The following is a 26,228-nucleotide window of genomic DNA, read 5'->3' on the forward strand; positions in this document are numbered from 1 at the left end:
CAAGGGCCGCGGGAGGCCGCCGGAAGCCGGATGGGGTCGGGCGCCAGGCGGCCTGCCCGCTGCGGCCGCGAAGATTAATGAATTCCTGTGGCGAGTGCCATCATTTCGTCGCTAAAAAGTTGGCATGTTGAGGGATTTGCCGATCCGGACACGCGCGGGGAAGGCGAGAGCCACTGGACTAGACTGAGAAGTGCGCGGCGGGGCCGGTCGCTTGCCGGCCCGGTGCGCGGGACGAGCGCCTTCGTCCCGGGGTGGCCCGGCCGGGCGGTCGGGGAGGTCGATATGCGGATGCCGTGCCGGCTCGCGCTGGCGCTGTTGCTGTGCTTCGCCGGCCCGGCCTGTCTCGCGGCCTCCGGACCGGTTCGGGTGCTCTCGGTGGATGGTGCGATCGGCCCGGCCAGCGCCGATTACCTGGTGCGCGGCATCGAGCGTGCCGCCGAGGACGGCGCGCAACTGGTGGTGCTGGAACTGGACACGCCCGGCGGCCTGGACGCATCGATGCGGCGCATCGTCAAGGCGATCCTCGCCAGCCAGGTGCCGGTCGCCGGTTTCGTCGCGCCCAGCGGGGCGCGGGCGGCGAGCGCCGGCACCTACATCCTGTATGCCTGCCATATCGCGGCGATGGCGCCGGGCACCAACCTCGGCGCTGCCACCCCGGTGCGCCTGGGGACGCCGGACAAGCCCGCAGAGAAGCCCCCGGCGCGGGACGCCGAACCCATGGCGCGCAAGCAGGTCAACGACGCCGCCGCCTATATCCGTGGCCTCGCGCAACTGCGCGGGCGCAACGTCGAGTGGGCCGAGCGCGCGGTGCGCGAGGCGGTCAGCCTGGCGGCGCACGAGGCGGCGGCGCAGAGGGTGATCGACCTGCAGGCCCGCGACCTGCCCGACCTGCTGCGCCAGCTCGACGGCCGCAGCCTGCGCGTCGGCGAGCGCGCGCTGACCCTGGCTACCGCCGGCGCCACGGTCGAGCGCCAGGCACCGGACTGGCGCGCGCGGTTGCTGGCGGTGCTCACCGATCCCAGCGTGGCGCTGATCCTGATGATGATCGGCATCTACGGGCTGATCTTCGAACTGGCCAATCCCGGCATGGCGCTGCCCGGCGTGCTCGGCGGCATCTGCCTGCTGCTCGGCCTGTACGCCCTGCAGATGCTGCCGCTCAACTACGCCGGGCTGGCGCTGATCGCGCTGGGCCTGGCGTTCATGGTGGGCGAGGCGTTCGTCGCCAGCTTCGGCGTGCTCGGCATCGGCGGAATCGTCTCGTTCGTGGTCGGCGCGCTGATCCTGATCGATACCGAGGTGCCCGGCTACGGCATTCCGCCCGGCCTGGTGGTGGCCCTGGCGTTGCTCAGCGCCGCGCTGATCGTCGGTCTGCTGGGCATGGCCCTGCGTACTCGCCGGCAAGCGGTGGTAAGTGGCACCGCCGGATTGGTCGGCAGCCTGGCGACGGTGGCGGCGGTGGATTCCGAACAACCCTGCGCAGGCTGGGTGCTGCTCCAGGGCGAGCGCTGGCGGGTGCTCGCCGCGCGGCCGCTGGCGGTGGGCCAGCCGGTCTGGGTGCTGGCGCGCAAGGGCCTGCTCCTGGAAGTCGCGCTGGCCGATGAAGGAGGTGGATGATGGGTATTTCCTATGGTTTGGCGATGTTGCTGGTGTTCCTCGCGCTGCTGCTGTTCAGCGCGCTGCGCATCCTCCGCGAGTACGAGCGTGGCGTGGTGTTCCAGCTCGGGCGGTTCTGGAAGGTCAAGGGGCCGGGGCTGGTGCTGGTGATCCCGGCGATCCAGCAGATGGTGCGCATCGACCTGCGCACCATCGTCCTCGACGTGCCGCCGCAGGATGTGATTTCCCGCGACAACGTTTCGGTGAAGGTCAACGCGGTGGTGTACTTCCGCGTGCTCGATCCGCAGAAGGCGATCATCCAGGTGGAGAACTACCTGGCCGCCACCAGCCAATTGGCGCAGACCACCCTGCGCGCGGTGCTGGGCAAGCACGAATTGGACGAGATGCTCGCCGAGCGCGAGCGCCTGAACCTGGATATCCAGCAGGTGCTCGATGCGCAGACCGACGCCTGGGGCATCAAGGTGGCGAATGTGGAAATCAAGCACGTCGATCTCAACGAATCGATGGTCCGCGCCATCGCCCGGCAGGCCGAGGCGGAGCGTGAGCGCAGGGCCAAGGTGATCCATGCCGAGGGCGAGCTGCAAGCCTCGGAGAAACTCATGCAGGCGGCGCAGATGCTCGGCCGGCAGAGTGGCGCCATGCAGTTGCGCTACATGCAGACCCTCGGCGCGATCGCCGGCGACAAGAGTTCGACCATCGTCTTCCCGATGCCGATCGAACTCTTCGGCGGCAAGTACGCAGGTGCCGCGCCGCGAAACGAAAAGGCCGCCGGAGAGGACGAGGAGAGGTGAAAGCGCGCGGTTTGTGATGGAAATATCATCGAGCCGCGACACGGGGACATGCGTGCCCGGGGTCGGGATGGCTATGCTGTGGCGATCCACTCCCGGGACGCTCCTTCATGCTGCGATGCGCACTCCTGCTGCTGACATTGCTCCTCCCTTGCGCGCTGCCTGCCGCCAACCTGCGCCTGGTCGGCGACTCCTGGCCGCCTTTCGTCGATTCGCGCCTGCCTGGCAACGGCCTGGCGGTGGAACTGGTGACCACCGCGCTCAAGCGCGCCGGCTTCGACTCGAGCTTCCAGCAGGTACCCTGGTCGCGTGCCCTGCACGGCGTGCGCAGCGGTGACTACGACATCGCCCTGAGCGCCTGGTACGAGCCCGCCCGCAGCCTCTACGGGCAGTTTTCCCGCGCCTACCTGAGCAACCGCATTCGCCTGCTGCAACGCAAGGGGCGGGGTATCGAGTTTTCCCGCCTGAGCGACCTGCGTCCCTACCGCATCGCGGTCGTGCGCGACTATGCCTACGCGCCCGAATTCGACCGTGACAGCCGTCTGCAGAAGGTCAACGTGACCAGCTTCGCCAACGCCGCGCGGATGCTCGAGGCGGGGCGGGTCGACCTGGCGGTGGAGGACGAGCTGGCGCTGGGGGTCGCCTTCAAGGGCGAACTGGCCGATTTGCGCGACAAGCTGGAGGTACTGCCCACCCCGCTTGGCGAGAACGGCCTGCACCTGCTGGTGAGCCTGAGGAATCCCCGGCATGACGAGATCGTCGAAGGCTTCGACCTGGCCATCCGCGGAATGCGCGACGACGGCAGCTACCAGCGCCTGCTGGAGCGCTACGGCGCGCGCTAAGGCTGGCCTGGCAGCGGCTGCGCGCCGGCCAGTTCCTTCTTCAGCAAGTGCGCGGCCAGGGTGCGCAGCGGGGCGAGCTGGCGGCAGATGTGCGCCAGTTGGGTCTGTACCAGGCGATGGCTGTCGTCCATGTCCTCGGGCATCTGCTCCAGTTCCTTGGCCAGCGCTTCCTCCTCTTCGCTGTAGATGGCGACCGGGCGTTTCTGTTCCAGGCTCGCGGCGATTTCCTCGAGGCTGGCGGAGAGCCGCTCGGCGGCGCGCTCCAGGAGGCCGTCGCTGGCGTCCTCGGGCAGGCTTTCGCGGTGCGCGCCGAGACCGGATAGATAGCTGAGCAGGGTGTGCGAGAGGACCAGGAAGCGGAAGCCGATCTCGGCGTCCTTCCTGAAGTGGCCGGGCTCCAGGAGCATGTTCGACAGGGTGGTCGACAGCGCTGCGTCGGCGTTGTGCGCGTTGCGCCGGGCGGTGCGGTAGTCGAGGTCGTCGCGCTTGCCGGTGGCGTACTGCTGCATGATCTGCCGCAGGTAACGGCTGTTGCAGGCGAGGGTGTTGGCGAGCATGCGGTTGAGCCGGCGGCCCTGCCAATCGGGCAGCACCAGGAACACCGCGAGGCCGGCGATCAGGCTGCCCAGCAAGGTATCGAACAGGCGGGGCAGGATCAGCCCGTAGCCATCGCCGACCTGGTTGAAGCAGAACAGCACCAGCAGGGTGATCGCCGCCGTCGCCAGGGTATAGCGACTGCTGCGGGTGGCGAAGAAGGCGACCCCGGCGGCGACCGCGAACAGCGACTGCACCAGCGGGCTGGGGAACAGGTCGATCAGCGCCCAGCCGACCACCAGGCCGACCACCGTACCGAGGATCCGCTGCACCAGGCGCAGGCGGGTCGCGCCATAGTTGGGCTGGCAGACGAACACCGTGGTGAGCAGTATCCAGTAGCCCTGGGTCGGATGGATCCAGTGCAGCACGCCGTAGCCGGCGGTCAGCGCCAGGGCCATGCGCAGGCCGTGGCGGAACAGCAGCGAGGTCGGGGTGAGCTGCTGGCGCAGGCGCTCGAAGGCATCCTTCAGGCTGCGCGGCGAGCGGTCGAGCAGGGCGCTGTCCTGTTCGTCGGCGATGGCGTCCGGGTTGCTCGCCCCGGCCAGCTTGCGGTCCAGCGTGGTGAGGTTGGCGGCCAGGGCGCCGAGCGAGCGAAGCAGGCCCTTCCAGGCCGGGTTGCTCTGCTGGCGCAGGTGTTCGAGCGAGGCCTGGAGGTCTTCCAGGGCCAGCTCGCGGTCGGCGTAGTCGAACGGCTGGCGCAGGCGGATAGCCCGCGCCAGGGCCTGGCAGGCCTTGCCCTGCTGGTTGAGCAGGCGCTGGCAGCGGAACAGCACGTCGCTGTGGAAGAACGCCTCGGCCAGCCGGTTGTACGGGTAGTGCGAGGAACTGGCGCGCTCGTGGACGTCCTGGGCGATGAAATAGAGCTTCAGGTAGCGGCTCACCTTGGGGCCCGGCCGGCCATGGCCGAGGCGGTTGAGAATGGTCTCCTTGGCCTGGTTCAGCGCCACCACCACCTTGCCGTTCTGCCGTGCCAGGGCGAGGCGCTGGCCCTCCACGTCGAGCTGGCGCAACGGTTCGAACAGGCTCGACTTGATCCTCAGGTATTCGCCCAGCTCGAAATACAGGCGGGAAAGACTCTGCTGCACCGGCTGGTTGGAGAACAGCGCGTTCCACAGCACCGAGAGCAGCCCGTACCAGGCCGCCCCGGCCACCAGCAGCAGCGGTTCGTGCCAGACATCGGCGACCTCACCGCCGCGCTGGTCCACGCCGATCATGGTGTAGATCGAGAGGATCAGGGTCGCCGAGGCGATCGCCGCATAGCGCTCGCCGAGGGCGCCGAGGAGGATCATGCCGAACGCCGACAGCGCCATCCCGGAAACGAACAGCCAGGGATAGGGGAACAGCAACTCGACGGCGAAGGCGGCGACGCTGAAGCACAGCAGGGTCACCAGCAGCGCTTGCAGGCGGCCGAGCCAGTTGTCGTCGGTCTCCGCCAGGGCGCTGGCGATGATCCCGAGGAACAGCGGGATCAGCAGCTCGATGCGGTCCTGCCACCAGCACAGCAGCAGGGCGCCGGCCAAGGCGATGAACACCCGCAGGCTGTAGGCGAACTTGTCGAGGGCCCAGAGGCGGCGGAGCGTGTGTGTCAGCGAAGAGGGCGGCATGGGGGCGGAGTGCTATCCGATGGTCCGTGGTTCAGCCTATGTGGCCTGTCCGGCTAATTCAATCGGCCGATTTCGCGCGACTGGAAGTCCGCTGCCCGCCGCAGTCGCAGGAAACGCTGCCGTGGGCAACTCGGTCGAGCCGGGCATCTGGCGGATGCAGGCTTCGTGCCTGCGAACGCTAAGACGTCGTCGCCGCGCCGGAAGTTACCCGGCGGCGATATCGCGCGCCGGAGCGAGCCCGGCGAGCGAAGCGGCGGCGCGCTACAGCAGGCGGACCTTGAACGAGCGCCCCTTGATCTTGCCTTCGCTCAGGCGCTTGAGGGCCTGGTGGGCGAGGCCGCGCTCGATGGCGACGAAGGCCTGGAAGTCGAAGATGGCGATCTTGCCCACCGCGCTGCCGGGCAGCCCGGCGTCGCCGGTGAGGGCACCGAGCAGGTCGCCGGGGCGCACCTTGTCCTTGCGTCCGCCGGCGATGCACAGGGTGCTCATCGGCGGCAGCAATGGCTCCGGGCTGGCCTTCAACTGGCCGAGGGCGTACCAGGCCAGCGGCTGCTTCTGCAGGTCCTCGATGGCCTGCGCACGGCTGGCCTCGGCCGGCGCCACCAGCGACAGGGCCAGGCCTTTCTCGCCGGCGCGACCGCTGCGTCCGATGCGATGGATGTGGACCTCCGGGTCGCGCGCCAGCTCGACGTTGATCACCGTTTCCAGGGCGGCGATGTCCAGCCCGCGGGCGGCCACGTCGGTGGCCACCAGTACGTTGCAACTGCGGTTGGCGAACACCGTCAGGACCTGGTCGCGCTCGCGCTGCTCCAGGTCGCCGTGCAGGGCCAGGGCGGAAATCCGCTGCGCCTTCAGTGCGTCGGCCAGCTCCTGGCACTGCTGGCGGGTCTGGCAGAAGGCCACGCAGGACTGCGGCCGGAAATGCTGGAGCAGGCGTACCACGGCGTCCATGCGCTGCTTCGGATCGATCTCGAAGAAGCGCTGCTCGATCTGGCTGTCGGCGTGCAGCGACTCGACCTTCACCTGTCGCGGATCGCGCATGAAGGTCTTCGCCAGCTTCTCGATGCCGTCCGGGTAGGTGGCGGAGAACAGCAGGGTCTGCCGGCGCTCGGGGAGCTGGCCGATGATCTCGGCGATGCTGTCGTAGAAGCCCATGTCGAGCATCCGGTCGGCTTCGTCGAGGACCAGGGTATTGAGCCCGTCGAGGACCAGGGTGCCCTTGCGCAGGTGCTCCTGGATGCGCCCCGGGGTGCCGACCACCACGTGCGCGCCGTGCTCCAGCGAAGCCACCTGCGGGCCGTAGGGGACGCCGCCGCAGAGGGTCAGGACCTTGATGTTGTCGGCGGCGCGGGCCAGCCGGCGGATCTCCTTGGCGACCTGGTCGGCCAGTTCGCGGGTCGGGCACAGCACCAGCGCCTGGCAGCCGAAGTAGCGCGGGTTCAGCGGGCTGAGCAGGGCGAGGCCGAAAGCCGCGGTCTTGCCGCTGCCGGTCTTGGCCTGGGCGATCAGGTCGTGGCCCTGGAGGATCAGCGGCAGGCTCTGCGCCTGGATCGGCGTCATCTCCCGGTAACCGAGGGAGTCGAGATTGGCCAGGAGGTCCGCGGAAAGCGGCAGCGAGGAGAAAGCGGTGGAGGTCACGGGGCAGGGCTCGGCAGGCGATACGAGCGGCTAGTCTAGCAGCCTGCGGCGGCTTGCCGCGTGTGATCGCCGCCGGAGCAGCAGCGACAGGCAATGTATCTTTGGCCAGTACCGTTCGTCCGAAAAACGAAAAAAGCGCGTTTCTGTATTTTTATACAGGTTCGCTTTCCTCAGTTTTTTGTCGTAGAGTGCTGACACTGTGTTTGCATGGGTCGCCGTCGATCGTGACCTGATGCGGTCGGAAATTCCAGCCCGTCCTGCTCGACTCCTTGTAACTCCTTGCAACTCAGTTACCGGCTACGATTTCGTGGCTAAATCAATACCCATAGTTCCAAGGAGAACTTGCAATGTCCCGTCAGAACGGCACCGTTAAGTGGTTCAACGAAACCAAAGGCTACGGCTTCATTACCCCGGAAAGCGGCCCGGACGTTTTCGTTCACTTCCGTGCCATCGAAGGTAACGGCTTCAAGACCCTGGCCGAAGGCCAGAAGGTCAGCTTCGAAGTCGTACAAGGCCAGAAAGGCATGCAGGCCGAGCGCGTTCAGGTGATCAACTAAGATCCCTGGGCCCCAGCCCGAAGAACCCGGATGGAAGCATCCGGGTTTTTTATTGCCCGGAGAAAACCGTCACACTGTCTTCGCCTGCCGTTCACCCTGTCTTGACGAGTTCCCGCCCAGAGTGGCCCGGTCCCGTTCGGAGTCGTTTCGATGAAGCCTGTGCAATCCCGTCGTCTGGCCTTCGCCGCGCTGTTGTCGCTGTCGTTCTCTTCCGCGTCCTGCCATGCCGCCACCGAGCACTGGGGCTGGATCGAGCAGTCCTGGCTGATGCCCGAGCGCATGCAGGCCAAGGCCAAGCTGGATACCGGCGCGCTGACCTCGTCGCTGGACGCGAGGAATATCCATCGCTACAAGAAGGACGGCGAGCGCTGGGTGCGCTTCGATGTCGTGCTGCCCACCGCCGACAGCAAGGCGCCGGTCAGCGTGACCTTCGAGCGCAAGGTGCTGCGGCTGATCAAGGTGCGCGGCGCCGGTGGCAGCGACAGCCGTCCGGTGGTGGCGATGGACATCTGCCTGGGCGCCAAGCTGCTGCGCGAGCAGTTCTCCCTGCGCGACCGCGGCAACATGAACTATCCGGTGCTGCTCGGCCGCCGCACGCTCGAACACCTCGGCGCGGTCGACGTGTCCCGAACCTTTACCCGCAAACCTACCTGCAGCGCGCTCGCCGCTCAGTAGAAGAACCCGCGCGGCAGTCCGGCGGCCAGCGCCAGCCGGGGCAGCACGATCAGCGCCGTCATCCACAGGTTGCGCGGGCGCGCCTCGTCCTCGCGAGCCCGGCTAGAGGTCCGGGTCCTTTTCCGGATCGACCCGGCGCGGGCTGGTGCGGCCGTCCTCGCTGCCGAGCTGGAAGAAGATCGCTGCGGCCAGCATCGACATCAGGCCGACGCTGACATAGGTGGCGTGGAAGGCGCCGAGTACGGTGTCCTGCCCCGTATCCAGGTCGGTCTGGAAACCGCCCAGCAACGCCGCCGCGCAAGCCACGCCAAGGCTGATCGACAATTGCACGACCACCGACATCAGGCTGTTGCCGCTGCTGGCGTTGCTGTCCTGCAGGTCGATCAGGGTGAGGGTGTTCATCGCCGTGAATTGCAGGGAGTTCACCGCGCCGAGCAGGCTCAGGTGCAGCAGCAGCCAGACGTAGGGGGTGTCCTGGTCGACTAGGCCGAAGCCGGCGATCAGGCAGCCGAGGATCAGGGTGTTGCCGACCAGCAGCTTGCGATAGCCGAAGAAGTCCAGCAGTGGCTTGGCCATCGGCTTGGCGACCATCGCGAACAGCGCCAGCGGGATCATGGTCATGCCCGCGGTGGAGGGCGGGTAGCCCAGTCCCACCTGCAGCAACAGCGGGGTGAGGAAGGGCAGGGCGCCGCTGCCCAGGCGGGCGAACAGGTTGCCGAGGATGCCGACGGCGAAGGTCCGCGCCTTGAACAGGCTCGGCGGGAACAGCGGCTTGTCGATGCGTAGCGCGCGCAGCCAGTAGGCGGTGAGCAGGACCAGTCCGCCGATCAGCAGCAGGACCACGCGCAGGTGCGACAGGTGCAGCTCGCCGAGTCCTTCCAGGGCGATGGAGATCAGCACCATGGAGCCGCCGAAGAGCAGGAAGCCGATGCTGTCGAAACGGCTCGGCACCGGGCTGCGCAGGTCCGGCATCAGCTTCATCGCCACCAGGCAGCCGAGCAGGCCGACCGGCAGGTTGATCAGGAATATCCAGTGCCAGGAGGCGTACTCCACCAGCCAGCCGCCCAGCGTCGGTCCCGCCAGCGGGCCGAGCAGGCCGGGAATGGTGACGAAGCTGAGCACTCGCACCAAGTCCTGGCGCGGGTAGACGCGCAGGATCACCAGCCGTCCCACCGGCATCATCAGCGCGCCGCCGACGCCCTGTACGATGCGCGCGCCGACCAGCAGTTCGAGGCTCGGCGACAGCGCGCAAAGCAACGAGCCGAGGCTGAACAGCAGTACCGCGCCGAGGAACACCCGGCGCGTGCCGAAACGGTCGGCGATCCACCCCGAGGCCGGTATCAGCAGGGCCACCGTGAGCAGGTAGGCGATCACCACCGCCTGCATGCGCAGCGGGTTTTCGTTCAGCGAACTGGCCATGCTCGGCAGCGCGGTGTTGAGGATGGTGCCGTCGAGGGCTTGCATGAAGAAGGCGACGGCGACCAGCCAGGGCAGTTGGCGGGCGATGCGGGGGGTGAGCTGGAACGGCTCGCTCATGGACGGGCTCCCTCGGGCGGACAGGGCCCAAGCATAGAGAAGTTCTCGCCGCGATGGGACGGCCGGCGACCGGATCGGGGCGAACAGCGGGCATTGCGGCGGAAGTCGCGAGCCAGAGCGGTCGCCTTTCATTGTCCTGGGTCAAGCCGAAGCGCTGGCGCTCGCCGGCTGCTGTGCTAGTACTCAAGAGTCACCCCGTCAGTGGCTGCGGATGCGACGCCGGCGCTTCGTCATCGCACGGACATGTCCCGCGTTGCATGCTCGACGGCGCGTGCTTCACCGCCTTGTCGCGATGTTCTCCACGCACCGCTCGGCGACCCCGGTCGCCGCCGCCGTCGCCGAAGCCCACCTTCCGTGGAAACAGGAGCCCTCCCATGGCCCAGGAACTTTGCGCTATCTGCCACGAACGTCCCGCCGTCGCCCGCGTCAGCCTGGTACAGAACGGCCAGCGCCGCGAACTCGCCCTCTGCGAACTGCACTACCGCCAGTTGATGCGCCAGCAGCGCATGCGCTCGCCGCTGGAGTCGCTGTTCGGCGGCGGCAGCCCGTTCGACGAGATCTTCTCCGGCTTCGGCGAGCAGAGCCCGGTCACCCCGGTGCGCGCCCGCGAGCCGGAGGCGGTGGACATCGCCGAGTACTTCAGCAAGCAGACCACCGAGTACCTGCAACGCGCCGCGCAGGTCGCCGCCGAATTCGGCAAGCGCGAAGTGGACACCGAGCACCTGCTCTACGCCCTGGCCGACGCCGATGTGGTGCAGGCGGTGCTCAAGCAGTTCGGCCTGTCGCCGGCCGACCTCAAGCAGTACATCGAGGCCAACGCTGTGCGCGGCGCCAGCAAGGGCGAGGCGAGCGAGGACATGACCATCTCGCCGCGGGTGAAGAGCGCCTTGCAGCACGCCTTCGCCCTGTCCCGCGAACTCGGCCACAGCTATGTCGGCCCCGAGCACCTGTTGCTCGGCCTGGCGGCGGTGCCGGACAGCTTCGCCGGGACGCTCCTGAAGAAGTACGGCCTGACCGAGCAGGCGCTACGGCAGAAAGCGGTCAAGGTGGTCGGCAAGGGCGCCGAGGACGGCCGCGTGGACGGCCCGAGCAACACTCCGCAACTGGACAAGTTCAGCCGCGACCTGACCCGGCTGGCCCGCGAAGGCAAGCTCGATCCGGTGATCGGCCGCTCGAAGGAAGTCGAGACCACCATCGAGGTGCTCGCCCGGCGCAAGAAGAACAACCCGGTGCTGATCGGCGAGCCCGGAGTCGGCAAGACCGCCATCGTCGAAGGCCTGGCCCAGCGCATGGTCCAGGGCGAGGTGCCGGAGGTGCTGCGCGACAAGCGTCTGGTCGAACTGAACATCAACGCCATGGTCGCCGGCGCCAAGTACCGCGGCGAGTTCGAGGAACGCCTCAAGCAGGTGATGGACGAACTGCAGGCGGCGCAGAGCGAGATCATCCTGTTCATCGACGAGGTGCACACCATCGTCGGTGCCGGCCAGGGCGGCGGCGAAGGCGGGCTGGACGTGGCCAACGTGCTGAAGCCGGCGATGGCGCGCGGCGAGATGAACCTGATCGGCGCCACCACCCTCAACGAGTACCAGAAGTACATCGAGAAGGACGCCGCGCTGGAGCGGCGCTTCCAGCCGGTGTTCGTCCCCGAGCCGACGGTGGAGCAGACCATCTCCATCCTCCGTGGCCTGCGCGACAAGCTCGAAGGCCACCACAAGGTGACCATCCGCGACGAGGCCTTCGTCGCCGCCGCCGAGCTGTCCGACCGCTATATCGGCAACCGCTTCCTGCCGGACAAGGCCATCGACCTGATCGACCAGGCCGCCGCCCGCGTGCGCATCGCCAGCACCTCGCGGCCGGCCGAGATCCAGGAACTGGAGGCCGAGCTGGCGCAGCTCAAGCGCGAGCAGGACTACGCCGCCAGCCGCAAGTGGTACGACGAGGCGAAGGTCTTCGAGAAACGCATCCAGGAACGCAAGGAACACCTCGAGCAGATCACCGAGCGCTGGCAGCAGACCCAGGGGTCGAAGACCGAGGAGGTGCGGGTCGAGGACATCGCCGAGATCATCTCCAAGCTCACCGGCATCCCGGTCACCGAACTGACCGCCGAGGAGCGCGAGAAGCTCCTGCAGATGGAAGAGCGCCTGCACCAGCGGGTGATCGGCCAGCAGGAAGCGATCACCGCGGTCAGCGACGCCGTGCGCCTGGCCCGCGCCGGGCTGCGCCAGGGCAGCCGGCCGATCGCCACCTTCCTGTTCCTCGGCCCGACCGGGGTGGGCAAGACCGAGCTGGCCAAGGCCCTGGCCGAGGTGGTGTTCGGCGACGAAGACGCGATGATCCGCATCGACATGAGCGAATACATGGAGCGCCACGCGGTGTCCCGGCTGATCGGTGCGCCGCCGGGCTACGTCGGCTACGACGAGGGCGGCCAGCTCACCGAGCGGGTGCGCCGGCGGCCGTACAGCGTGATCCTGCTCGACGAGATCGAGAAGGCCCACGCCGACGTCAACAACATCCTCCTGCAGGTGTTCGACGACGGCCGCCTGACCGACGGCAAGGGGCGCGTGGTGGACTTCACCAACACCATCATCATCGCCACCAGCAACCTCGGCTCCGAGCTGATCATGAAGAACGCCCAGGCCGGCGAGTTCGCCCAGCCGCCGGAGAAGCTCAAGCGCGAACTGATGACTACCCTGCGCGGGCATTTCCGCCCGGAATTCCTCAACCGCCTCGACGAGGTGATCGTCTTCGAGTCGTTGAGCAAGGCGCAGATCGAGGACATCGTCCGCCTGCAACTGGAGCGGGTGAAGCGCGCCGCGCACGCCCAGGACATCTACCTGCACATCGACGACAGCCTGGTCGGCCACCTCGCCGAAGAGGCCTACCAGCCGGAGTTCGGCGCCCGCGAACTGAAGCGGCAGATCCGCCAGCAACTGGAGACGCGCCTGGCCACGGCGATGCTCAAGGGCGAGGTGAAGGAGGGCGAGACGGTCACCTTCTTCTACGACGCCAAGGACGGCGTCGGCTACCGCAAGGGCGCCGCGCCGAAGCCGGCGGCACGCAAGAAGTCCGGTGCCGGCGAGACACCCAAGGGCCGCGCGACGGCGGCGAGGAAGCCGGCGGCGAAGAAAGGCGCCGCCGCCAAGGGCAAGGCCGACAAGCCGAAGACCAAGTGACCCGACCAAGGTTGGGGAACAAGGCACCGGCCGGCCGGTCGAAATCTCACCCCGGCCTGCGAATGCGGCCGGGGCGTTCGATATCTCATGAGGAATTGCCGATGCGCGTCACCACCCACGCTACCCTGGCCGCGGCCCTGCTGCTCAGCGCCGCCTCCGCGTTCGCCTTCAATCTCGGGGATGCCGCCAAGGCGGTCGCCGGGGCGTCCCAGGGCGACTCCGCCCAGGTAGCCACTACCCCGCAGACCAGCGGTCTGCTCGGCGCACTCACCGGCCAGCTCGGGGTCAGCCAGGAGCAGGCGGTCGGCGGTACCGGCGCCCTGCTCGGCCTGGCCAAGAACCAGTTGGCCGGCAACGATTATTCGCAACTGGTGAAGACCATCCCCGGCCTCGACAAGCTGGCCGGCAACAACGCCCTGGCCGGTCTCGGCGGGCTCGGCAACGTGCTCGGCAAGAGCGGCGGCGACAGCAAGGGCCTCGGTTCGCTGCTCGGCAATGCGGACAGCATGGGCGACGTGAACAAGGCCTTCGGCACCCTGGGCATGGATAGCGGGATGACCGAGAAGTTCGCCCAGGTGCTGGTCGACTACTTCGGCAAGCAGGGCGCCAACAGCGAGCTGCTGGGCAGCCTGAGCAATCTCTGGGGAGTGAGCAAGGCGGGCGGCTCGTCGCTGCTCTGATCTGCCGCCAGCGGATCGGCGGATAACCGCGCTGCGGTTATTCGCCCTACGAAGTGGGTGCGGCGCCCGGATATTCGTTACCCGCCCTACGAGGCGGGTGTGCTTCGGCCGGTACTTCAGCGCAGTTGCCGCAAGCGGGCGATGCGTTCGTCCTTTTCTTCCCACATGCGCGAGACCCATTCCTGCACGTACTGGCGGAACACCGGGTCGTTCTCGTAGTCGCCCTGCCACAGGGCGGGATCGATCGGCCGGGTCTGGATGTCGACGATCACCTTCGGCACCCGTCCGCAGAGCAGGTCCCAGAATCCCGGCACCTTGTCGCTCGGGTAGACCACGGTGACGTCGAGCAGGGCGTCCAGCTGCTCGCCCAGCGCGGCGAGGACGAAGGCCACCCCGCCGGCCTTGGGCTTGAGCAGGTGGCGATAGGGCGACTGTTGGCGGGCCTTCTTCTGCTCGCTGAAGCGCGTGCCTTCCAGGTAGTTCACCACGGTCACCGGGATGCGCTTGAATTTCTCGCAGGCGGCCTTGGTGATCTCCAGGTCCTTGCCCTTGAGTTCCGGGTGCTTCTCCAGGAAGGCCTTGGAATAGCGCTTCATGAACGGATACTCCAGCGCCCACCAGGCCAGGCCGAGGAAGGGCACCCAGATCAGCTCCTTCTTGAGGAAGAACTTGAAGTACGGGGTGCGCCGGTTGAACACCTGGATCAACGCGGGGATGTCGACCCAGGACTGGTGGTTGCTCACCACCAGGTACGAGGTGTCCTGGCGCAGGTCGCCGGCGCCGCGCACGTCCCAGACCGTCGGCGTGCAGGTGGCGAAGATCCACTTGTCGATCTCCGCCCAGGTCTCGGCGATCCACATCACGCCCCTGGAGCAGAGGTCCTTCAGGCGCTGGCCGGGGAGCACCAGCTTGAGCAGTGCGATCAGCATCATCGGGCCGATCAGGATCAGCGTGTTGAGAAGCAGCAGAAGGCTGCTGGTCAGGCCGGTCAACAGTTCCCGCATGGTTGGTTTCCCTGTCCTGGGTGTGGGTCGACGCGGCCCATCATACGCATCCGCGCCGCGCCGCCCAAGCCGCCGGCGTGGCGAACGAAACCGCGCCGTGCTAGTCCTATGTGGACCTCGTATCACTTCAGGAGATGCCCGCGTGAAGCGTGCCCTTGCCTTGCTCTCGCTGTTCGCCCTGCCGGTCCTCGCCGCCGAGCCCAACCTCTACGGCCGCTACGAATGGGTCTCCCTGCCGGAGCTGGACCGCACCCTGCAGGCGAAGATGGACACCGGCGCCTACACCTCCTCGCTGTCGGCCAAGGACATCGAGCTGTTCCAGCGCGACGGCGAGGAGTGGGTGCGCTTCCGCCTGGCCACCAAGGAGGCCGACGGCTCGGTGTTCGAGCACAAGCTGGCGCGCATCGGCAAGATCAAGAACCGCGCCGACAACCGCAACGGCGAGGACGAGGATGAGGACCGCCTGAGCGAACGCCCGGTGATCGACCTGCAGGTCTGCCTGGGCGGAGCGATGAAGACCATCGAGGTCAACCTCACCGACCGCAGCGCCTTCAACTATCCGTTCCTGATGGGCACCAAGGGCTTGCGCAAATTCCACGTCGCGGTCGATCCCTCCGAGCGCTTCGTCGCCGACAAGCCCACCTGCAAGTAAGCGTCCTACGCCACCGGCGGCGCGATTGACGCGCGCGCCGGCTTGCGGCACCGTTCCGGCATTCCCGTCAGCCGCCGTCACGCCATGCCGCATATCCTGATCGTCGAAGATGAAGCCGCGATTGCCGACACCCTGCTCTACGCCCTGCAGGCCGAAGGCTTCGCCACCACCTGGGTGACCCTCGCCGGCGAGGCGCTGGTGTTGCAGGAGCGCCAGCCGGCGGACCTGCTGATCCTCGACGTCGGTCTGCCGGACATCAGCGGTTTCGAGGCCTGCAAGCGCCTGCGGCGGTTCTCCGAGGTGCCGGTGATCTTCCTCACCGCGCGCGATGCCGAGATCGACCGCGTGGTCGGCCTGGAGATCGGCGCCGACGACTACGTGGTCAAGCCGTTCAGCCCGCGCGAGGTGGCGGCGCGGGTCAAGGCCATCCTCAAGCGCATGGCGCCGCGCCCGGCGGCGCTGGAAGAGGCCGCGCCGAGCGGGCCGTTCCAGGTCGACGAGGAGCGCGTGCGGATCCACTACCGCGACACCCCGCTCAACCTCACCCGCCACGAGTTCCGCCTGTTGCAGACGCTGCTCGGGCAGCCCGAGCGGGTATTCAGCCGCGAGCAGTTGCTCGACGCCCTCGGCGTCGCCAGCGAGGCCGGCTACGAGCGCAACATCGACAGCCACATCAAGAGTCTGCGCGCCAAGCTGCGCCAGGTGAACGAACGCGGCGAAGCGATCCAGACCCATCGCGGCCTGGGCTACAGCTACAGCCCGGACCACGCCTGATGCCGCTCGGCGTTCGGATCTTCCTGGTCTACTTCCTGTTCGTCGGTCTCACCGGCTACTTCGTGCTGAGCACGGTGATGGACGAAGTGCGCCCCGGCGTGCGCCAGTCCACCGAGGAAACCCTGGTGGACACCGCCAACCTGCTCGCCGAGATCCTCCGCCAGGACGTGAAGAACGGCACCCTGGCACAGAGCGACCTGCCGGAGATGCTCGAGGACTACGGCAAGCGGGTGCCGCAGGCGGATATCTGGGGCTTGCGCAAGGAGGCGGTGAACCACCGCATCTACGTCACCGACGCCAGCGGCAAGGTGCTGCTGGACTCCGCCGGGGTGGCCGTCGGCCAGGACTATTCGCGCTGGAACGACGTCTACCTAACCCTCCGTGGCCAGTACGGCGCGCGCTCCAGCCGCGAAGACCCGGACGACCCGGATTCCTCGGTGATGTACGTGGCGGCGCCGATCAAGGATGCCGGGAAGATCATCGGGGTGGTTTCGGTGGCCAAGCCGAACAGCAGCCTGCAACCTTACATCGACCGCTCGCAGCGGCGCCTGGCCTGGCTCGGTGCCGGGCTGATCGCCCTCGGGCTGCTGGTCGGCGGCCTGCTCTCCTGGTGGCTCAGCGGCGCGCTGCGGCGCCTCACCCAGTACGCCCAGGCGGTCAGCGAGGGGCGCCGCGCCGAGCTGCCGCGCTATCGCGGCGGCGAGATGGCGCAACTGGCCGACGCGGTGGAGCGCATGCGCACGCAATTGGAGGGCAAGGACTACGTCGAGCGCTACGTGCATACCCTGACCCACGAATTGAAGAGCCCGCTGGCGGCGATCCGTGGCGCCGCCGAGTTGCTCGACGGCGAGATGCCGGCCGAACAGCGGGCGCGCTTCGTCGGCAACATCGCCGGCGAGAGCGAGCGCCTGCAACAACTGATCGAGCGCCTGCTGAGCCTGGCCCAGGTGGAGCAGCGGCAAGGCCTGGAGGAGGTCGGCAAGGTCGACCTGCGGGAGATCGCCGCGTCCCTGCTGGAAGGCCAGGCGGCGCGTATCCAGCGCCAGCGATTGCGGGTGGAGAATCGCCTGGAAGGTCCCTGCGAGGTTCGCGGCGAGCAGTTCCTGCTGCGCCAGGCGCTGGCCAACCTGCTCGACAACGCCCTCGACTTTACCCCGCCCGGCGGCATCCTTCGCCTGCTCGCCGAGGCCGACGGCGAGGGTATCGCCCTGCGCCTGTTCAACCAGGGGCCGGCGATTCCCGACTACGCCCTGGCGCGCCTCACCGAACGCTTCTACTCGCTGCCGCGCCCGGCCAGCGGGCGCAAGAGCACCGGGCTGGGACTGAACTTCGTCGCCGAGGTGGCGCAACTGCATGGCGGCCGGTTGCAGGTCGGCAATCGCGACGACGGCGTCGAGGCGCTGCTCTGGCTGCCGCGCGGCTGAGGCGTCTCCACGGAAACTCCATCGACTCTCCACACGGCGACCCGAAGCCCGCCATCGCGGCGCCGCAGACTTTCCGCCATCACCCCGACGGAGAGTCCCCCATGAACCGCACGCTGGCCTACAAGCTCGGCGCCATCGCCCTACTCATCCTGCTATTGCTGATTCCCCTGTTGATGATCGACGGCCTGATCCGCGATCGCCAGGAGGTTCGTGACGGCGTGCTGCAGGATATCGCCCGCAGCTCCAGCTACAGCCAGCGCCTCACCGGCCCGCTGCTGGTGGTGCCGTACCGCAGGACGGTGCGCGAGTGGGTCACCGAGGAGAAGACCGAGAAGCGCGTGTTGCAGGAGCGCGAGCAGCGCGGCGAGCTGTACTTCCTGCCCGACCGCTTCGCCCTCGACGGGCAGATGCGCACCGAGCTGCGCTACCGTGGCATCTACCAGGCGCGCCTGTACCACGTCGACAACAAGGTTGCCGGCTACTTCCAGGTGCCTGCGCACTATGGCATCGAAGAAGACTTGGAGGACTACCAGTTCGAAACGCCGTTCCTGGCGATGGGCATCAGCGACATCCGCGGCATCGAGAATGCCCTGCGCCTGTCCCTCAACGGTGCCAGCGTCGACTTCGAGCCGGGTAGCCGGGTCGGCCTGCTCGGCAGCGGTGTGCACGCACCGCTGCAAGGCGTCGACGGGCGCCAGGCGCAGCGCCTGGAGTACGCCTTCGACCTGTCGTTGCTCGGCAGCGAGCGGCTGGACATCGTGCCGGTGGGCCGCGACAGCCAGGTCATCCTGAAGGCCGACTGGCCGCACCCGAGCTTCGGCGGCGAGTTCCTGCCCAGCGAGCGGGAGATCACCGCCCAGGGCTTCACCGCGCGCTGGCAGACCAGCTTCTTCGCCACCAACATGGAAGAGGCGCTGCGCAGTTGCGTGGAGGAGCAGCGCTGCGACGGTTTCCAGGCGCGCGCCTTCGGCGTCGGCCTGGTCGATCCGGTGGACCAGTACCTGAAGGCCGACCGCGCGATCAAGTACGCGCTGCTGTTCATCACCCTGACCTTCGCCGGCTTCTTCCTCTTCGAGGTGCTCAAGCGCCTGGCGGTACACCCGATCCAGTACGCGCTGGTCGGCCTGGCGCTGGCGTTCTTCTACCTGCTGCTGCTGTCGCTGGCCGAGCATGTCGGCTTCGAGCTGGCCTACCTGGTCTCCGCCGGAGCCTGCGTCGGCCTGATCGGCTTCTACCTGTGCTTCGTCCTGCGCAGCGTGGCCCGAGGACTGGGCTTCAGCGCCGGCCTGGCAGGGCTGTACGGCCTGCTCTACGGCTTGCTGAGCGCGGAGGACTACGCCTTGCTGATGGGCTCGCTGCTGCTGTTCGCGGTGCTTGCCGCGGTGATGGTGCTGACCCGCCGCCTGGACTGGTACGGGGTCGGCCGCAAGGACCTCCCGGCGGTGCCCGACAGGGCCTGACGACGAGGGCGGCGGCGCCGGCCGCCGCCGATTTCCAAGGAGGAAAAGCATGCGCCTGTTCTTCGAGTTCACCCTCTGTGCCGCCCTCGGCCTGCTGGTCAGCGGCGTGATCCTGATCTTTCTGCTGTTCTTCGGCAAGTTCGGCCTGATCGAGTACTGGATCGCCAGCGGCAAGCCCCTGGCCCACGCCATGCTGGTGCTGATGCCGGACGGATTCTGGGAAGGCCTCAGCGGCATCGAGGGCGCCGCCGGCAATCCGCACGTGCGCTCCTTCCTGGAGCTTTGCATGGGGCTCGGACAGAGCGCGCTGTTGCTGGGCCTGCTGCTGTTCCGCCTGGTGTGCTGGAAATGAACGGCTATGTCGGCCTGCGCGACGACCGTCGCGACGGCGAGCGCCTGGCGGCGCGGATCGGCCTGCTGTTCCCCGGCCCCTCGGCGGCCTGGCTGCAACGCGCCGAACGTCTGCGGCGGCAGCAGGCGTCGGCGGGCCTCGGGGTCAGGCGCGGGTGGCCTGCATCGACGGGCGCTGACTGACTTCGGCGAACCAGGCGGCGAGTCGCGGGTAGCGGCCGCGCCAGTCCCACTCCGGCTGGCGCAGGTCGAGATAGCCCAGGGCGCAGGCGACGCCGATGGCGGCGATGTCGAAGCGCGCCTGCAGTTCGGCGATGCAGTCGCTCTCCAGCCATGCCAGGGACCGCGCGATCTTTTCCCGCTGTGCCTCGAGCCAGGCGTCCCAGCGCTTCTCCTCGGGGCGGACGAAGGTCTCGTAGCGGGTCAGCACCGCGGCGTCGAGGACGGCGTCCGCCAGCGAGGCGATGGTCAGGCGTCGCCAGCGGGCGCTGCCTTCGCGGGGGATCAGCGGTTCGCCGACGTGCTGCTGGTCGAAGTAGTCGCAGATCACCCGGCTGTCGTGCAGCACCTGGCCGTCCGGCAGGCGCAGGGCGGGAATCTTGCCGGCCGGGTTGCTGGCGTTGAGCTGCCGGATGGGCGCGACCGGCGTCGGCGTGACTTCCTCGAGCGCCACGCGCTCGCGTTGGCCGGTTTCGTGGAGCAGGACCAGGACCTTGCGCACGAAGGGCGAGGCGGCTGCGTAGAACAGCGTATGGGTAGCGCTCATGCGGGCTCCTTGGAAGGATCAGTCGCGGACGACGCGCAGACGATCGGCGGCAGGCTCGGCGCTCCAGGTTTCTCCGGGGCGACCGCCGAGCAGGGCGTTGCCGGGCGCCGGCCGGTCGCTGGGCAGGACGCGGAATGTCGCCTGCTCACTGTCGAAACGCAAGAGCGCCCCGCTGGCGGCGTCGTGCAGCCAGACACGGTCCATGGCGTCGACCCGCAGGCTGTCCGGGCGGGCCTGGCTGTCCGGCAGCGGCCAGCTCTGCCACGAGGCATCGCTGGGATCGTAGCGGTACAGCCGGGCGCCACCGCTGTCGCTGGCCCAGAGCCTGCCGATGGAGTCGGCGCCGATCCCGCGCAAGGCCTTCGTGCCTTCAGGCGCGGGCAACCGCTCGGCGCTGCCGTCGAGCGGATCGACATGCACCAGCGCGTCGTCCTGCGCGTACCAGACCTCGCCGTCCGGGGTGACGCAGATGCCGTTCGCCGCCTTGCCCTGGGGCGAGGGCCAGACCTCCACCAGGCGCCTGGCTGGGTCGAGGCGACCGTGGAAGCCGCGGCTGCCGGTGAACCAGAGGCGCCCGTCGTCGTCGAATACCGCGGACTCGAGCCCGGCCGGCGCGGCCTTGGCCGGTAGCGGGAAACGTTCGCTGCCCAGGCGCTCGCCGCCGATGCGAAGGATGGCGTTGAGGCCACTGTCGAGCACCCAGGCGTTGCCGCTCTCGTCGCTGACGATGGCTCGCGGCCGCGCGCCTTCGCCGAGCGGCACCTGCACGCTCTCGCCACTGGTCGGGTCGAGGCGCCCCAGCGAATGCCCGCCGTCCGCGCCGTACCAGACCGCACCCTGTGCACTGGGCGCGACCGCGTAGGGCGCGGAGCCCTTGTCCAGCGGGTAGTACTGTTCGCCGGCCAGGGCGGCGCCGGTCGACGACAGGGCCAGGAGCAGGCCCAGCAGCGGGTAGGGCAGGTGACGCATACGGTTCTCCCGGAACGACGAGCGGAACGTGGAAAGGCTCTGTCTTGCTATTCTGGCAGCGCATTGAGCATAGGAGGAACTGCGAATGGCCACAGTGGAAATACTCGGGGCGGAATGCCGCGCGGGGGGCGCGGTGAACGACGATGCGCTGGGCTGCACGGCGCAGGCCGCCTGGGTGATCGACGGTGCCACCAGCATCGGTCGCAGCGTGCTGGGCGTGGAAAGCGACGCGCGCTGGCTGGCCCAGGCGGTGGACCGGCACCTGCGGTTGCTGCTGGAAGTCGAGCCCGAGCAATCCAGCGAGACCCTGCTGCGGCGCCTGCTCAACGATATCCAGGGCGACTTCCGCGCCCAGAGCGGCCGCGACTGGCACGACCTCGAAGACATGCCGGCGGCCTGCCTGAGCCTGCTGCGGATTCGCGGCGGAGAAATCGAACTGCTCAACATCGGCGACAGCCGGATTCTCGTCGAAGGCGCCGACGGCCAGGTACGCAGCTTCGGCGATTCGGCCCTGTACGAACTGGACCGGCAATCCCTGGCGCATTTCTGCCGGATGCGCGAGGAACATCCGCAGTGGGATCACGCCGAACTGTTCAAGGCCAGCCGCCCGCGCGTGCGGCAGAACCGCCTGCTGATGAACAAGCCCGAGGGCTACTGGGCGCTGGACATCAGCGACCGCTGGCTCGGCCAGGTGCAGCGCGAGACCTTGCCGCTCGCCGCGTTGCGTTCCTTCGTGCTGATGACCGACGGCTTCGACCGGCTGGTCGAGCCTTTCCGCCGCTATACCGACGAACAGTTGCTGCGGCGCCTCGAGGACGTCGGAGTGAGCGCCATGCTCGACGAGTTGCGCGAGATCGAACAGGGCGACGACCAGGCCCTGGCTTTCCCGCGTTTCAAGATCCACGACGACGCCAGCGCGCTGTGGGGTCGGATCGCGGGGTGAACGACGATCTCCGGCGCCCGGAATGCAGGTCCTCCCCGATGCGCCGGCTACCGATATCCCGGCCCTCTCCCACAGGCGGGAGGAGGGCATCCGGTGCCCGGAAGGTACGTTCTGCGGTAGGGCGGATAACCGCGAAGCGGTTATCCGCCGTTGCGCACCTGTGACGCGTCGCTCACCACTTGTAGCTGACGCTGCCCACCACGCTGCGCTGGTCGCCGTAGTAGCAGTAGTAGCCGTCGCAGGACGCCAGGTAGTCCTTGTTGAACAGATTGTTGGCATTGACCGCCACGCTGACGCCTTTCAGGCTGCCGTTCAATTGGCCCAGGTCGTAGCGCACGGCGGCGTCGTACAGGGTGTACGAGCCGGCGTAGCCGTCGTAGGTGTTGGCCTGGTCGCCGTAGGTCGAGCCTACGTAGCGGGCGCCGGCACCCACGCTGAAACCGTTCAGCGCACCCTCGTGCCAGGTGTAGTCGGCCCATAGCGAGGCCTGGTTGCGCGGCGCCTGTTGCAGGCGGTTGCCTGCGTACTGGCCTTTTTTCACTTCGGTGTCGGCGTAGCTATAGGCGCCGATCAACTTCAGGTTGTCGGTGACGTTGCTGGTGGCTTCCAGCTCTATCCCGGAGACCTTCACTTCGCCCGTCTGCGAAGTGACCGGCGTGCCGCCTATGTTCTGCGACACGCTGACGTTCTCCTGGCGCAGGTCATAGACCGCGGCGGTGAACAGCGAGTCGGAGCCCACCGGCTGGTACTTCACACCGATTTCCCATTGCTTGCCTTCGGTCGGCTTCAGCGAACTGGTGCTGTTCATATCGGCGCCAGTGGTGGGCTGGAACGACTCCGCATAGGAGATGTAGGGCGCCACGCCATTGTCGAAGATGTAGCTGAGCGCCGCGTTGCCGCTGAACTTCTTGTCGCGGCTGGTATTGGTGGCGTCGCCCTTGTTGTAGAAGGTGGCCCCGGTGTGCACCCAGTCCTCGCGACCGCCGAGGGTCAGGCGCCAGTTGTCGAGGGCGATCTGGTCCTGGACGTAGAGGCCGGTCTGGTAGGTCTTCTGCTTGTAGTCGTAGAAGGCCGTCGAACGATCCGGTTTGACGATCGGCTGGCCGTAGATCGGGTTGTTGACGTTGCTCGGCGGCGCGCTGCCAAAGATTGATGTGTATTGATTGTCGGTGCGGTTGTGATCCAGGCCTAGCAGCAGGGTGTGGCGCAGGGCGCCTGTTTCGAAGTCGGCCTGGAAGTTGTTATCTACTACGAACTGACTGACGTCTTCATCCACCGAGGTGGTGCTGCGTTCCAGTGTGCCGTCGGCATGAGCTGTGCCCGCTGTAACCGCCTGGAACGACAGGTCGTTGCGCAGGTAACGCAGGTTCTGGCGGAACTGCCAGACATCGTTGATCCGCCGCTCGAAGGCGTAGCCCAGCCAGTAGTAGGTGCGGTCGTAGTATTCCCAGTCCGGGTCGCCGAGGTTCTTGTGGTGGGAAACCTTGCCGAACGGCGCGTCGTACTTGGTTCCGCGCAGCGGCAGGAACTGGCTGGTGATGCCGGTATCGTCGCGGTTGAACTGGCCGAGGAAGGTCAGCCTGGTGTCGTCGTCGATGTTCCAGGTCAGGCTCGGGGCGATGTTGTAGCGCTTGTCGTCGATATGGTCGACCTGGGTGTTGCTGTCGCGCACCACGCCGGAGATGCGATAGAGAAAGCGTCCCTCGTCGTCGAGCGGGCCGGTGCTGTCGAAGCTGACCTGCTTGTGGTTGTAGTTGCCGACCTCGGCCTTCACCTCGTGACTGGTGACGTTCTGCGGACGCAGGCTGACCATGTCGAGCATGCCGCCGGGCGGGGTCTGGCCGTAGACCGAGGAGGCCGGGCCGCGCAACAGGGCGACACGCTCCAGGTTCCAGGTTTCCAGCTTCGGGTTGTTGTAGACGCCGACCGCCATCGGCAGGCCGTCGAGGAACTGGGTCGGCTTGAAGCCGCGCACCTTCAACCAGTCGGAGCGGGTGTCGCTGCCGAAGCTGCTGGCGACGACGCCGGGCATGTAGCGCACCGCGTCGTCGAGGTTGTGCACGGCGCGGTCGGTCATCTGCTGGCGGGTCGCCACCGAGATCGAGCGCGGGGTCTCGAGGATCGGCGTATCGGTCTTGGTCCCGGTCATGCTGCGCTTGGCCACGTAGCCGCTGGTCGGCCCCAGTGGGTCTTCCTCGGCGCCGCTGACCGTCATCGCCTGCAACGACAGGGTGTCTTCCGGCACCTTGCGCAGGCTGTAGGTGCCGCCGGCATTTTCCACCAGCTCCAGGCCGCTGCCCTTGAGCGCTTCGCGCAATGCGCCGGGCGCGTCGAAGCGACCTTGTACGGCGTGGGCGCTGCGTCCTTCGGCGAGCGCCGGGTCCAGGGTGAGGACCAGGCCGGCCTGGGCCGCGATGCGGTTCAGGGTGCCTGCCAGCGGCCCGGCGGCGATGCGGTAGTCGCGCACGCTGGCCTGTTCGGCCGGGGCGGCGTGGAGGAACGGTGCGGGAACGGCGAGGGCGATGGCGAGGGCGAGCAGGCCGGGACGGAACGTCGGGCGGGGCATGTGCGGGGCTCCTGGATGGAAACGAGTCTCAATGCCTCCTTGCCGGACGAGTCGGAAAAAGTGATAGGGCCGGCGGGAAAAATTTTTCGCCGGCCCGTTCGGTTCAGCGTGGCACCACTTCGAACCACCAGGCGTTGTGCCTCACGCTGCGCACCGGCAGGCTCGGCTCCAAAGCCTGAAGGGCGAGGCGGGTGTCCTTCAGCGGGAAACTGCCGGTGACGCGCAGGTCGGCGATGCTCGGGTCGACCCGCAGCAGCGCCGGCGAATAGCGCCCCAGTTCCGCCACCAGGTCGGCCAGCCGGGCGTTCTCCACCACCAGCATGCCTTGTGCCCAGGCGCCGGCCAGGGCCGGGGCCGCTTCGCTGGCCCGCAGGCCTTGCGGCAGGATCAGCACCTGCTGGCCTTCCTTGATCACACGCTCTTCGCTGAGCGTTTCCGCGCGCGCGGCCACCGCCGACTGCAACACGGTGAGGCGCGTGCCGGGTTCCTCGCGGCGCACCAGGAAGCGCGTGCCGAGGGCGCGCATGTCGCCATCGGCGCTGCTGACCACGAAGGGGCGCGGGTCGCCATGGGCGGTTTCCACCAGGATCTCGCCGGCCAGTAGCACGACCTGGCGGCGTTCGCCGTCGAAGCGGACGTCGATGGCGCTGCGGCTGTTCAGGCGCACATGGGTGGCATCCGGGAGGGTCAGCTCGCGCTGCTCGCCGGTGGCGCTGTAGGCATCGGCCAGCAGGTAGCGGACCGGGACGTAGCGGTTGGCCACGCCGAGCCCGACGCCCAGCGCCAGCACTAGCCCCAGGGCGCTGCCGCCGAGCCGGCGCAGGCGGCGCTTGAAGCGTGCGTTGCCGGACAGCAGGGCGTTGCGTGCCGGCCCGTTGGCGGCTCTCGCCAGGTGCCGGTCGAGGCCGCCGAGCTGTTCCCAGGCGCGTTCGTGTTCGGGATGCGCCGCGTACCAGCGGTGGAAGGCGCGGTGATCGTCGGGATGGGCTTCGCCGGAGTCGAGCAGCAATTGCCAGGCGATGGCTTCGTCGAGCACCCGCGCGCGTACCGGCGAATGACGATCGTCGGCGCTCACCGGGGCTCTCCGTAGAGGGCGATGTAGCACTGGCGCAGGCCCTGGGCCAGGTATTGGCGCACGCGCGGCACCGAGACTCCGAGACGCTCGGCGATCTCCGCGTGGGGCATGCCGTCCAGGCGGCTATAGAGAAACGCGCTGCGCGCCTTCAGCGACAGCGTGCCAAGCAGGCGATCGATCTCGCGGAGGTCCTCGAGAATCAGGTACTGCTCTTCGGCCGAAGGCTGCTCCGCTTCCGGAACCAGCGCCAGTTCGGCGAGATAGGCCTGCTCAAGGGCGGCGCGGCGGAAGTGGTCGATCATCAGGCCGCGCGCCACCTTCGCCAGGAACGCGCGCGGTTCGCGCAGGCCGGGCAGCTCCGGGCGGCCGAGGAGGCGAACGAAGGTGTCCTGGCTGAGGTCTTCGGCGCGCTGGCGGCAGCCGAGGTTGCGGTTCAGCCAGGCAAGCAGCCAGCCGCGGTGGTCCCGGTACAGGCTACCCACGAATTCGCTGTTGCTGACGTCACCCGCCGACACGGCCGCTCCCCATCCCGAAACGGGATTG

General features: G+C 67.9%; 23 protein-coding genes. 14 read left to right on the forward strand and 9 right to left on the reverse strand.

The window, feature by feature from the left end:
- Positions 1–282: 282 nt before the first annotated feature.
- From HMPREF2581_RS16230 to HMPREF2581_RS16240, 3 genes are all read left to right on the forward strand, one after another.
- Complete coding sequence (locus HMPREF2581_RS16230) at positions 283–1,614, forward strand: NfeD family protein (RefSeq protein WP_004365143.1); 1,332 nt, start codon at positions 283–285, stop codon at positions 1,612–1,614.
- Positions 1,611–2,405 (forward strand): slipin family protein, encoded by a 795-nt coding sequence (locus HMPREF2581_RS16235; RefSeq protein WP_003084693.1) that lies wholly within the window; start codon positions 1,611–1,613, stop codon positions 2,403–2,405. Before HMPREF2581_RS16230 ends, HMPREF2581_RS16235 begins: the two co-directional genes overlap by 4 nt.
- 107 nt (positions 2,406–2,512) lie before the next feature.
- Positions 2,513–3,244 carry a substrate-binding periplasmic protein gene (locus HMPREF2581_RS16240; protein WP_011666536.1) on the forward strand — a complete coding sequence of 244 codons (732 nt, stop codon included), beginning with the start codon at positions 2,513–2,515 and terminating at the stop codon, positions 3,242–3,244.
- Here the strand turns inward: HMPREF2581_RS16240 and yccS are convergent.
- Complete coding sequence (yccS, locus tag HMPREF2581_RS16245) at positions 3,241–5,442, reverse strand: YccS family putative transporter (protein ID WP_003084700.1); 2,202 nt, start codon at positions 5,440–5,442, stop codon at positions 3,241–3,243. The two genes, HMPREF2581_RS16240 and yccS, sit on opposite strands and share 4 nt — an antisense overlap.
- Before the next feature lie 261 nt (positions 5,443–5,703).
- Entirely contained in the window at positions 5,704–7,080 is a 1,377-nt protein-coding gene (gene dbpA, locus HMPREF2581_RS16250; protein WP_003084703.1) for an ATP-dependent RNA helicase DbpA, read from the reverse strand.
- Positions 7,081–7,427: 347 nt separating this feature from the next.
- Here dbpA and HMPREF2581_RS16255 point away from each other — a divergent pair, with 347 nt between their 5' ends.
- Together HMPREF2581_RS16255 and HMPREF2581_RS16260 are read left to right on the forward strand one after the other, a co-directional pair.
- Positions 7,428–7,637 (forward strand): cold-shock protein, encoded by a 210-nt coding sequence (locus tag HMPREF2581_RS16255; protein WP_003084710.1) that lies wholly within the window; start codon positions 7,428–7,430, stop codon positions 7,635–7,637.
- A 150-nt stretch (positions 7,638–7,787) separates the two neighbouring features.
- A complete protein-coding gene (locus HMPREF2581_RS16260) occupies positions 7,788–8,312 on the forward strand; it encodes a retropepsin-like aspartic peptidase RloA3 (protein WP_003113272.1) in 525 nt (174 codons plus the stop codon).
- 102 nt (positions 8,313–8,414) lie between these two features.
- Here HMPREF2581_RS16260 and mdtD read toward each other — a convergent pair whose 3' ends face one another.
- The gene (gene mdtD / locus HMPREF2581_RS16265) at positions 8,415–9,848 is read right to left on the reverse strand and encodes a multidrug transporter subunit MdtD (RefSeq protein WP_003084717.1); all 1,434 of its coding nucleotides are present in this window, start codon (positions 9,846–9,848) and stop codon (positions 8,415–8,417) included.
- A 374-nt stretch (positions 9,849–10,222) separates the two neighbouring features.
- Between mdtD and clpG the strand changes: the two genes are divergently transcribed.
- Positions 10,223–13,021, forward strand: a complete 2,799-nt coding sequence (gene clpG, locus HMPREF2581_RS16270; RefSeq protein ID WP_015502235.1) for an AAA family protein disaggregase ClpG — start codon at positions 10,223–10,225, stop codon at positions 13,019–13,021.
- A gap of 101 nt (positions 13,022–13,122) precedes the next feature.
- Positions 13,123–13,701, forward strand: a complete 579-nt coding sequence (locus HMPREF2581_RS16275; RefSeq protein WP_003084725.1) for a DUF2780 domain-containing protein — start codon at positions 13,123–13,125, stop codon at positions 13,699–13,701.
- 116 nt (positions 13,702–13,817) lie between these two features.
- On the opposite strand, the gene HMPREF2581_RS16280 is transcribed toward HMPREF2581_RS16275, so the two are convergent.
- Positions 13,818–14,705 (reverse strand): acyltransferase, encoded by an 888-nt coding sequence (locus HMPREF2581_RS16280; protein WP_003099939.1) that lies wholly within the window; start codon positions 14,703–14,705, stop codon positions 13,818–13,820.
- A gap of 142 nt (positions 14,706–14,847) precedes the next feature.
- Between HMPREF2581_RS16280 and HMPREF2581_RS16285 the strand changes: the two genes are divergently transcribed.
- The 6 genes from HMPREF2581_RS16285 (at position 14,848) to HMPREF2581_RS16310 (ending at position 19,549) form a co-directional block, all read left to right on the forward strand.
- Positions 14,848–15,357, forward strand: a complete 510-nt coding sequence (locus HMPREF2581_RS16285) for a retropepsin-like aspartic peptidase RloA2 (RefSeq protein WP_003084733.1) — start codon at positions 14,848–14,850, stop codon at positions 15,355–15,357.
- Positions 15,358–15,441: 84 nt separating this feature from the next.
- A complete protein-coding gene (gene creB, locus HMPREF2581_RS16290) occupies positions 15,442–16,131 on the forward strand; it encodes a two-component system response regulator CreB (protein ID WP_004365157.1) in 690 nt (229 codons plus the stop codon).
- Positions 16,131–17,555 (forward strand): two-component system sensor histidine kinase CreC, encoded by a 1,425-nt coding sequence (gene creC / locus HMPREF2581_RS16295; RefSeq protein ID WP_003084735.1) that lies wholly within the window; start codon positions 16,131–16,133, stop codon positions 17,553–17,555. The genes creB and creC overlap by 1 nt, the downstream gene beginning before the upstream one ends.
- Positions 17,556–17,656: 101 nt before the next feature.
- Positions 17,657–19,015: a cell envelope integrity protein CreD gene (gene creD, locus HMPREF2581_RS16300; protein ID WP_004365158.1), complete on the forward strand. Its 1,359-nt coding sequence runs from the start codon at positions 17,657–17,659 to the stop codon at positions 19,013–19,015.
- Positions 19,016–19,064: 49 nt separating this feature from the next.
- On the forward strand, positions 19,065–19,367 hold the full coding sequence (locus tag HMPREF2581_RS16305; RefSeq protein WP_003084737.1) for a hypothetical protein: 303 nt from the start codon (positions 19,065–19,067) through the stop codon (positions 19,365–19,367).
- Entirely contained in the window at positions 19,364–19,549 is a 186-nt protein-coding gene (locus HMPREF2581_RS16310; protein ID WP_016254318.1) for a hypothetical protein, read from the forward strand. The genes HMPREF2581_RS16305 and HMPREF2581_RS16310 overlap by 4 nt, the downstream gene beginning before the upstream one ends.
- On the opposite strand, the gene HMPREF2581_RS16315 is transcribed toward HMPREF2581_RS16310, so the two are convergent.
- Positions 19,512–20,132, reverse strand: a complete 621-nt coding sequence (locus tag HMPREF2581_RS16315; RefSeq protein WP_003142695.1) for a glutathione S-transferase — start codon at positions 20,130–20,132, stop codon at positions 19,512–19,514. The two genes, HMPREF2581_RS16310 and HMPREF2581_RS16315, sit on opposite strands and share 38 nt — an antisense overlap.
- Positions 20,133–20,150: 18 nt before the next feature.
- Positions 20,151–21,101, reverse strand: a complete 951-nt coding sequence (locus HMPREF2581_RS16320; RefSeq protein ID WP_003111755.1) for a Vgb family protein — start codon at positions 21,099–21,101, stop codon at positions 20,151–20,153.
- 85 nt (positions 21,102–21,186) lie between these two features.
- On the opposite strand from HMPREF2581_RS16320, the gene HMPREF2581_RS16325 reads away from it, so the two are divergent.
- Positions 21,187–22,044 (forward strand): PP2C family serine/threonine-protein phosphatase, encoded by an 858-nt coding sequence (locus HMPREF2581_RS16325; RefSeq protein WP_003084748.1) that lies wholly within the window; start codon positions 21,187–21,189, stop codon positions 22,042–22,044.
- Positions 22,045–22,216: 172 nt separating this feature from the next.
- On the opposite strand, the gene fiuA is transcribed toward HMPREF2581_RS16325, so the two are convergent.
- From fiuA to HMPREF2581_RS16340, 3 genes are all read right to left on the reverse strand, one after another.
- Positions 22,217–24,610, reverse strand: a complete 2,394-nt coding sequence (gene fiuA, locus HMPREF2581_RS16330; protein WP_011666537.1) for a TonB-dependent ferrichrome receptor FiuA — start codon at positions 24,608–24,610, stop codon at positions 22,217–22,219.
- 103 nt (positions 24,611–24,713) lie between these two features.
- On the reverse strand, positions 24,714–25,685 hold the full coding sequence (locus HMPREF2581_RS16335) for a FecR domain-containing protein (RefSeq protein WP_004365162.1): 972 nt from the start codon (positions 25,683–25,685) through the stop codon (positions 24,714–24,716).
- Entirely contained in the window at positions 25,682–26,200 is a 519-nt protein-coding gene (locus tag HMPREF2581_RS16340) for an RNA polymerase sigma factor (protein WP_003084762.1), read from the reverse strand. The genes HMPREF2581_RS16335 and HMPREF2581_RS16340 overlap by 4 nt, the downstream gene beginning before the upstream one ends.
- Positions 26,201–26,228 lie beyond the last annotated feature (28 nt).

Source organism: Pseudomonas sp. HMSC057H01 (assembly GCF_001836405.1).
In the GTDB taxonomy this organism is placed as follows: Bacteria; Pseudomonadota; Gammaproteobacteria; order Pseudomonadales; family Pseudomonadaceae; genus Pseudomonas; species Pseudomonas aeruginosa.

Bases quoted from the DNA above. Each gene is read 5' to 3' on its own strand.
- creC (WP_003084735.1), top strand. From the start codon at position 16,131: ATGCCGCTCGGCGTTCGGATCTTCCTGGTCTACTTCCTGTTCGTCGGT.
- HMPREF2581_RS16230 (WP_004365143.1), top strand. From the start codon at position 283: ATGCGGATGCCGTGCCGGCTCGCGCTGGCGCTGTTGCTGTGCTTCGCC.
- yccS (WP_003084700.1), bottom strand. From the start codon at position 5,442: ATGCCGCCCTCTTCGCTGACACACACGCTCCGCCGCCTCTGGGCCCTC.
- HMPREF2581_RS16260 (WP_003113272.1), top strand. From the start codon at position 7,788: ATGAAGCCTGTGCAATCCCGTCGTCTGGCCTTCGCCGCGCTGTTGTCG.
- clpG (WP_015502235.1), top strand. From the start codon at position 10,223: ATGGCCCAGGAACTTTGCGCTATCTGCCACGAACGTCCCGCCGTCGCC.
- HMPREF2581_RS16315 (WP_003142695.1), bottom strand. From the start codon at position 20,132: ATGAGCGCTACCCATACGCTGTTCTACGCAGCCGCCTCGCCCTTCGTG.
- HMPREF2581_RS16235 (WP_003084693.1), top strand. From the start codon at position 1,611: ATGATGGGTATTTCCTATGGTTTGGCGATGTTGCTGGTGTTCCTCGCG.
- HMPREF2581_RS16320 (WP_003111755.1), bottom strand. From the start codon at position 21,101: ATGCGTCACCTGCCCTACCCGCTGCTGGGCCTGCTCCTGGCCCTGTCG.
- HMPREF2581_RS16280 (WP_003099939.1), bottom strand. From the start codon at position 14,705: ATGCGGGAACTGTTGACCGGCCTGACCAGCAGCCTTCTGCTGCTTCTC.
- fiuA (WP_011666537.1), bottom strand. From the start codon at position 24,610: ATGCCCCGCCCGACGTTCCGTCCCGGCCTGCTCGCCCTCGCCATCGCC.
- mdtD (WP_003084717.1), bottom strand. From the start codon at position 9,848: ATGAGCGAGCCGTTCCAGCTCACCCCCCGCATCGCCCGCCAACTGCCC.
- HMPREF2581_RS16325 (WP_003084748.1), top strand. From the start codon at position 21,187: ATGGCCACAGTGGAAATACTCGGGGCGGAATGCCGCGCGGGGGGCGCG.
- HMPREF2581_RS16275 (WP_003084725.1), top strand. From the start codon at position 13,123: ATGCGCGTCACCACCCACGCTACCCTGGCCGCGGCCCTGCTGCTCAGC.
- HMPREF2581_RS16255 (WP_003084710.1), top strand. From the start codon at position 7,428: ATGTCCCGTCAGAACGGCACCGTTAAGTGGTTCAACGAAACCAAAGGC.
- HMPREF2581_RS16305 (WP_003084737.1), top strand. From the start codon at position 19,065: ATGCGCCTGTTCTTCGAGTTCACCCTCTGTGCCGCCCTCGGCCTGCTG.
- creB (WP_004365157.1), top strand. From the start codon at position 15,442: ATGCCGCATATCCTGATCGTCGAAGATGAAGCCGCGATTGCCGACACC.
- creD (WP_004365158.1), top strand. From the start codon at position 17,657: ATGAACCGCACGCTGGCCTACAAGCTCGGCGCCATCGCCCTACTCATC.
- HMPREF2581_RS16310 (WP_016254318.1), top strand. From the start codon at position 19,364: ATGAACGGCTATGTCGGCCTGCGCGACGACCGTCGCGACGGCGAGCGC.
- HMPREF2581_RS16240 (WP_011666536.1), top strand. From the start codon at position 2,513: ATGCTGCGATGCGCACTCCTGCTGCTGACATTGCTCCTCCCTTGCGCG.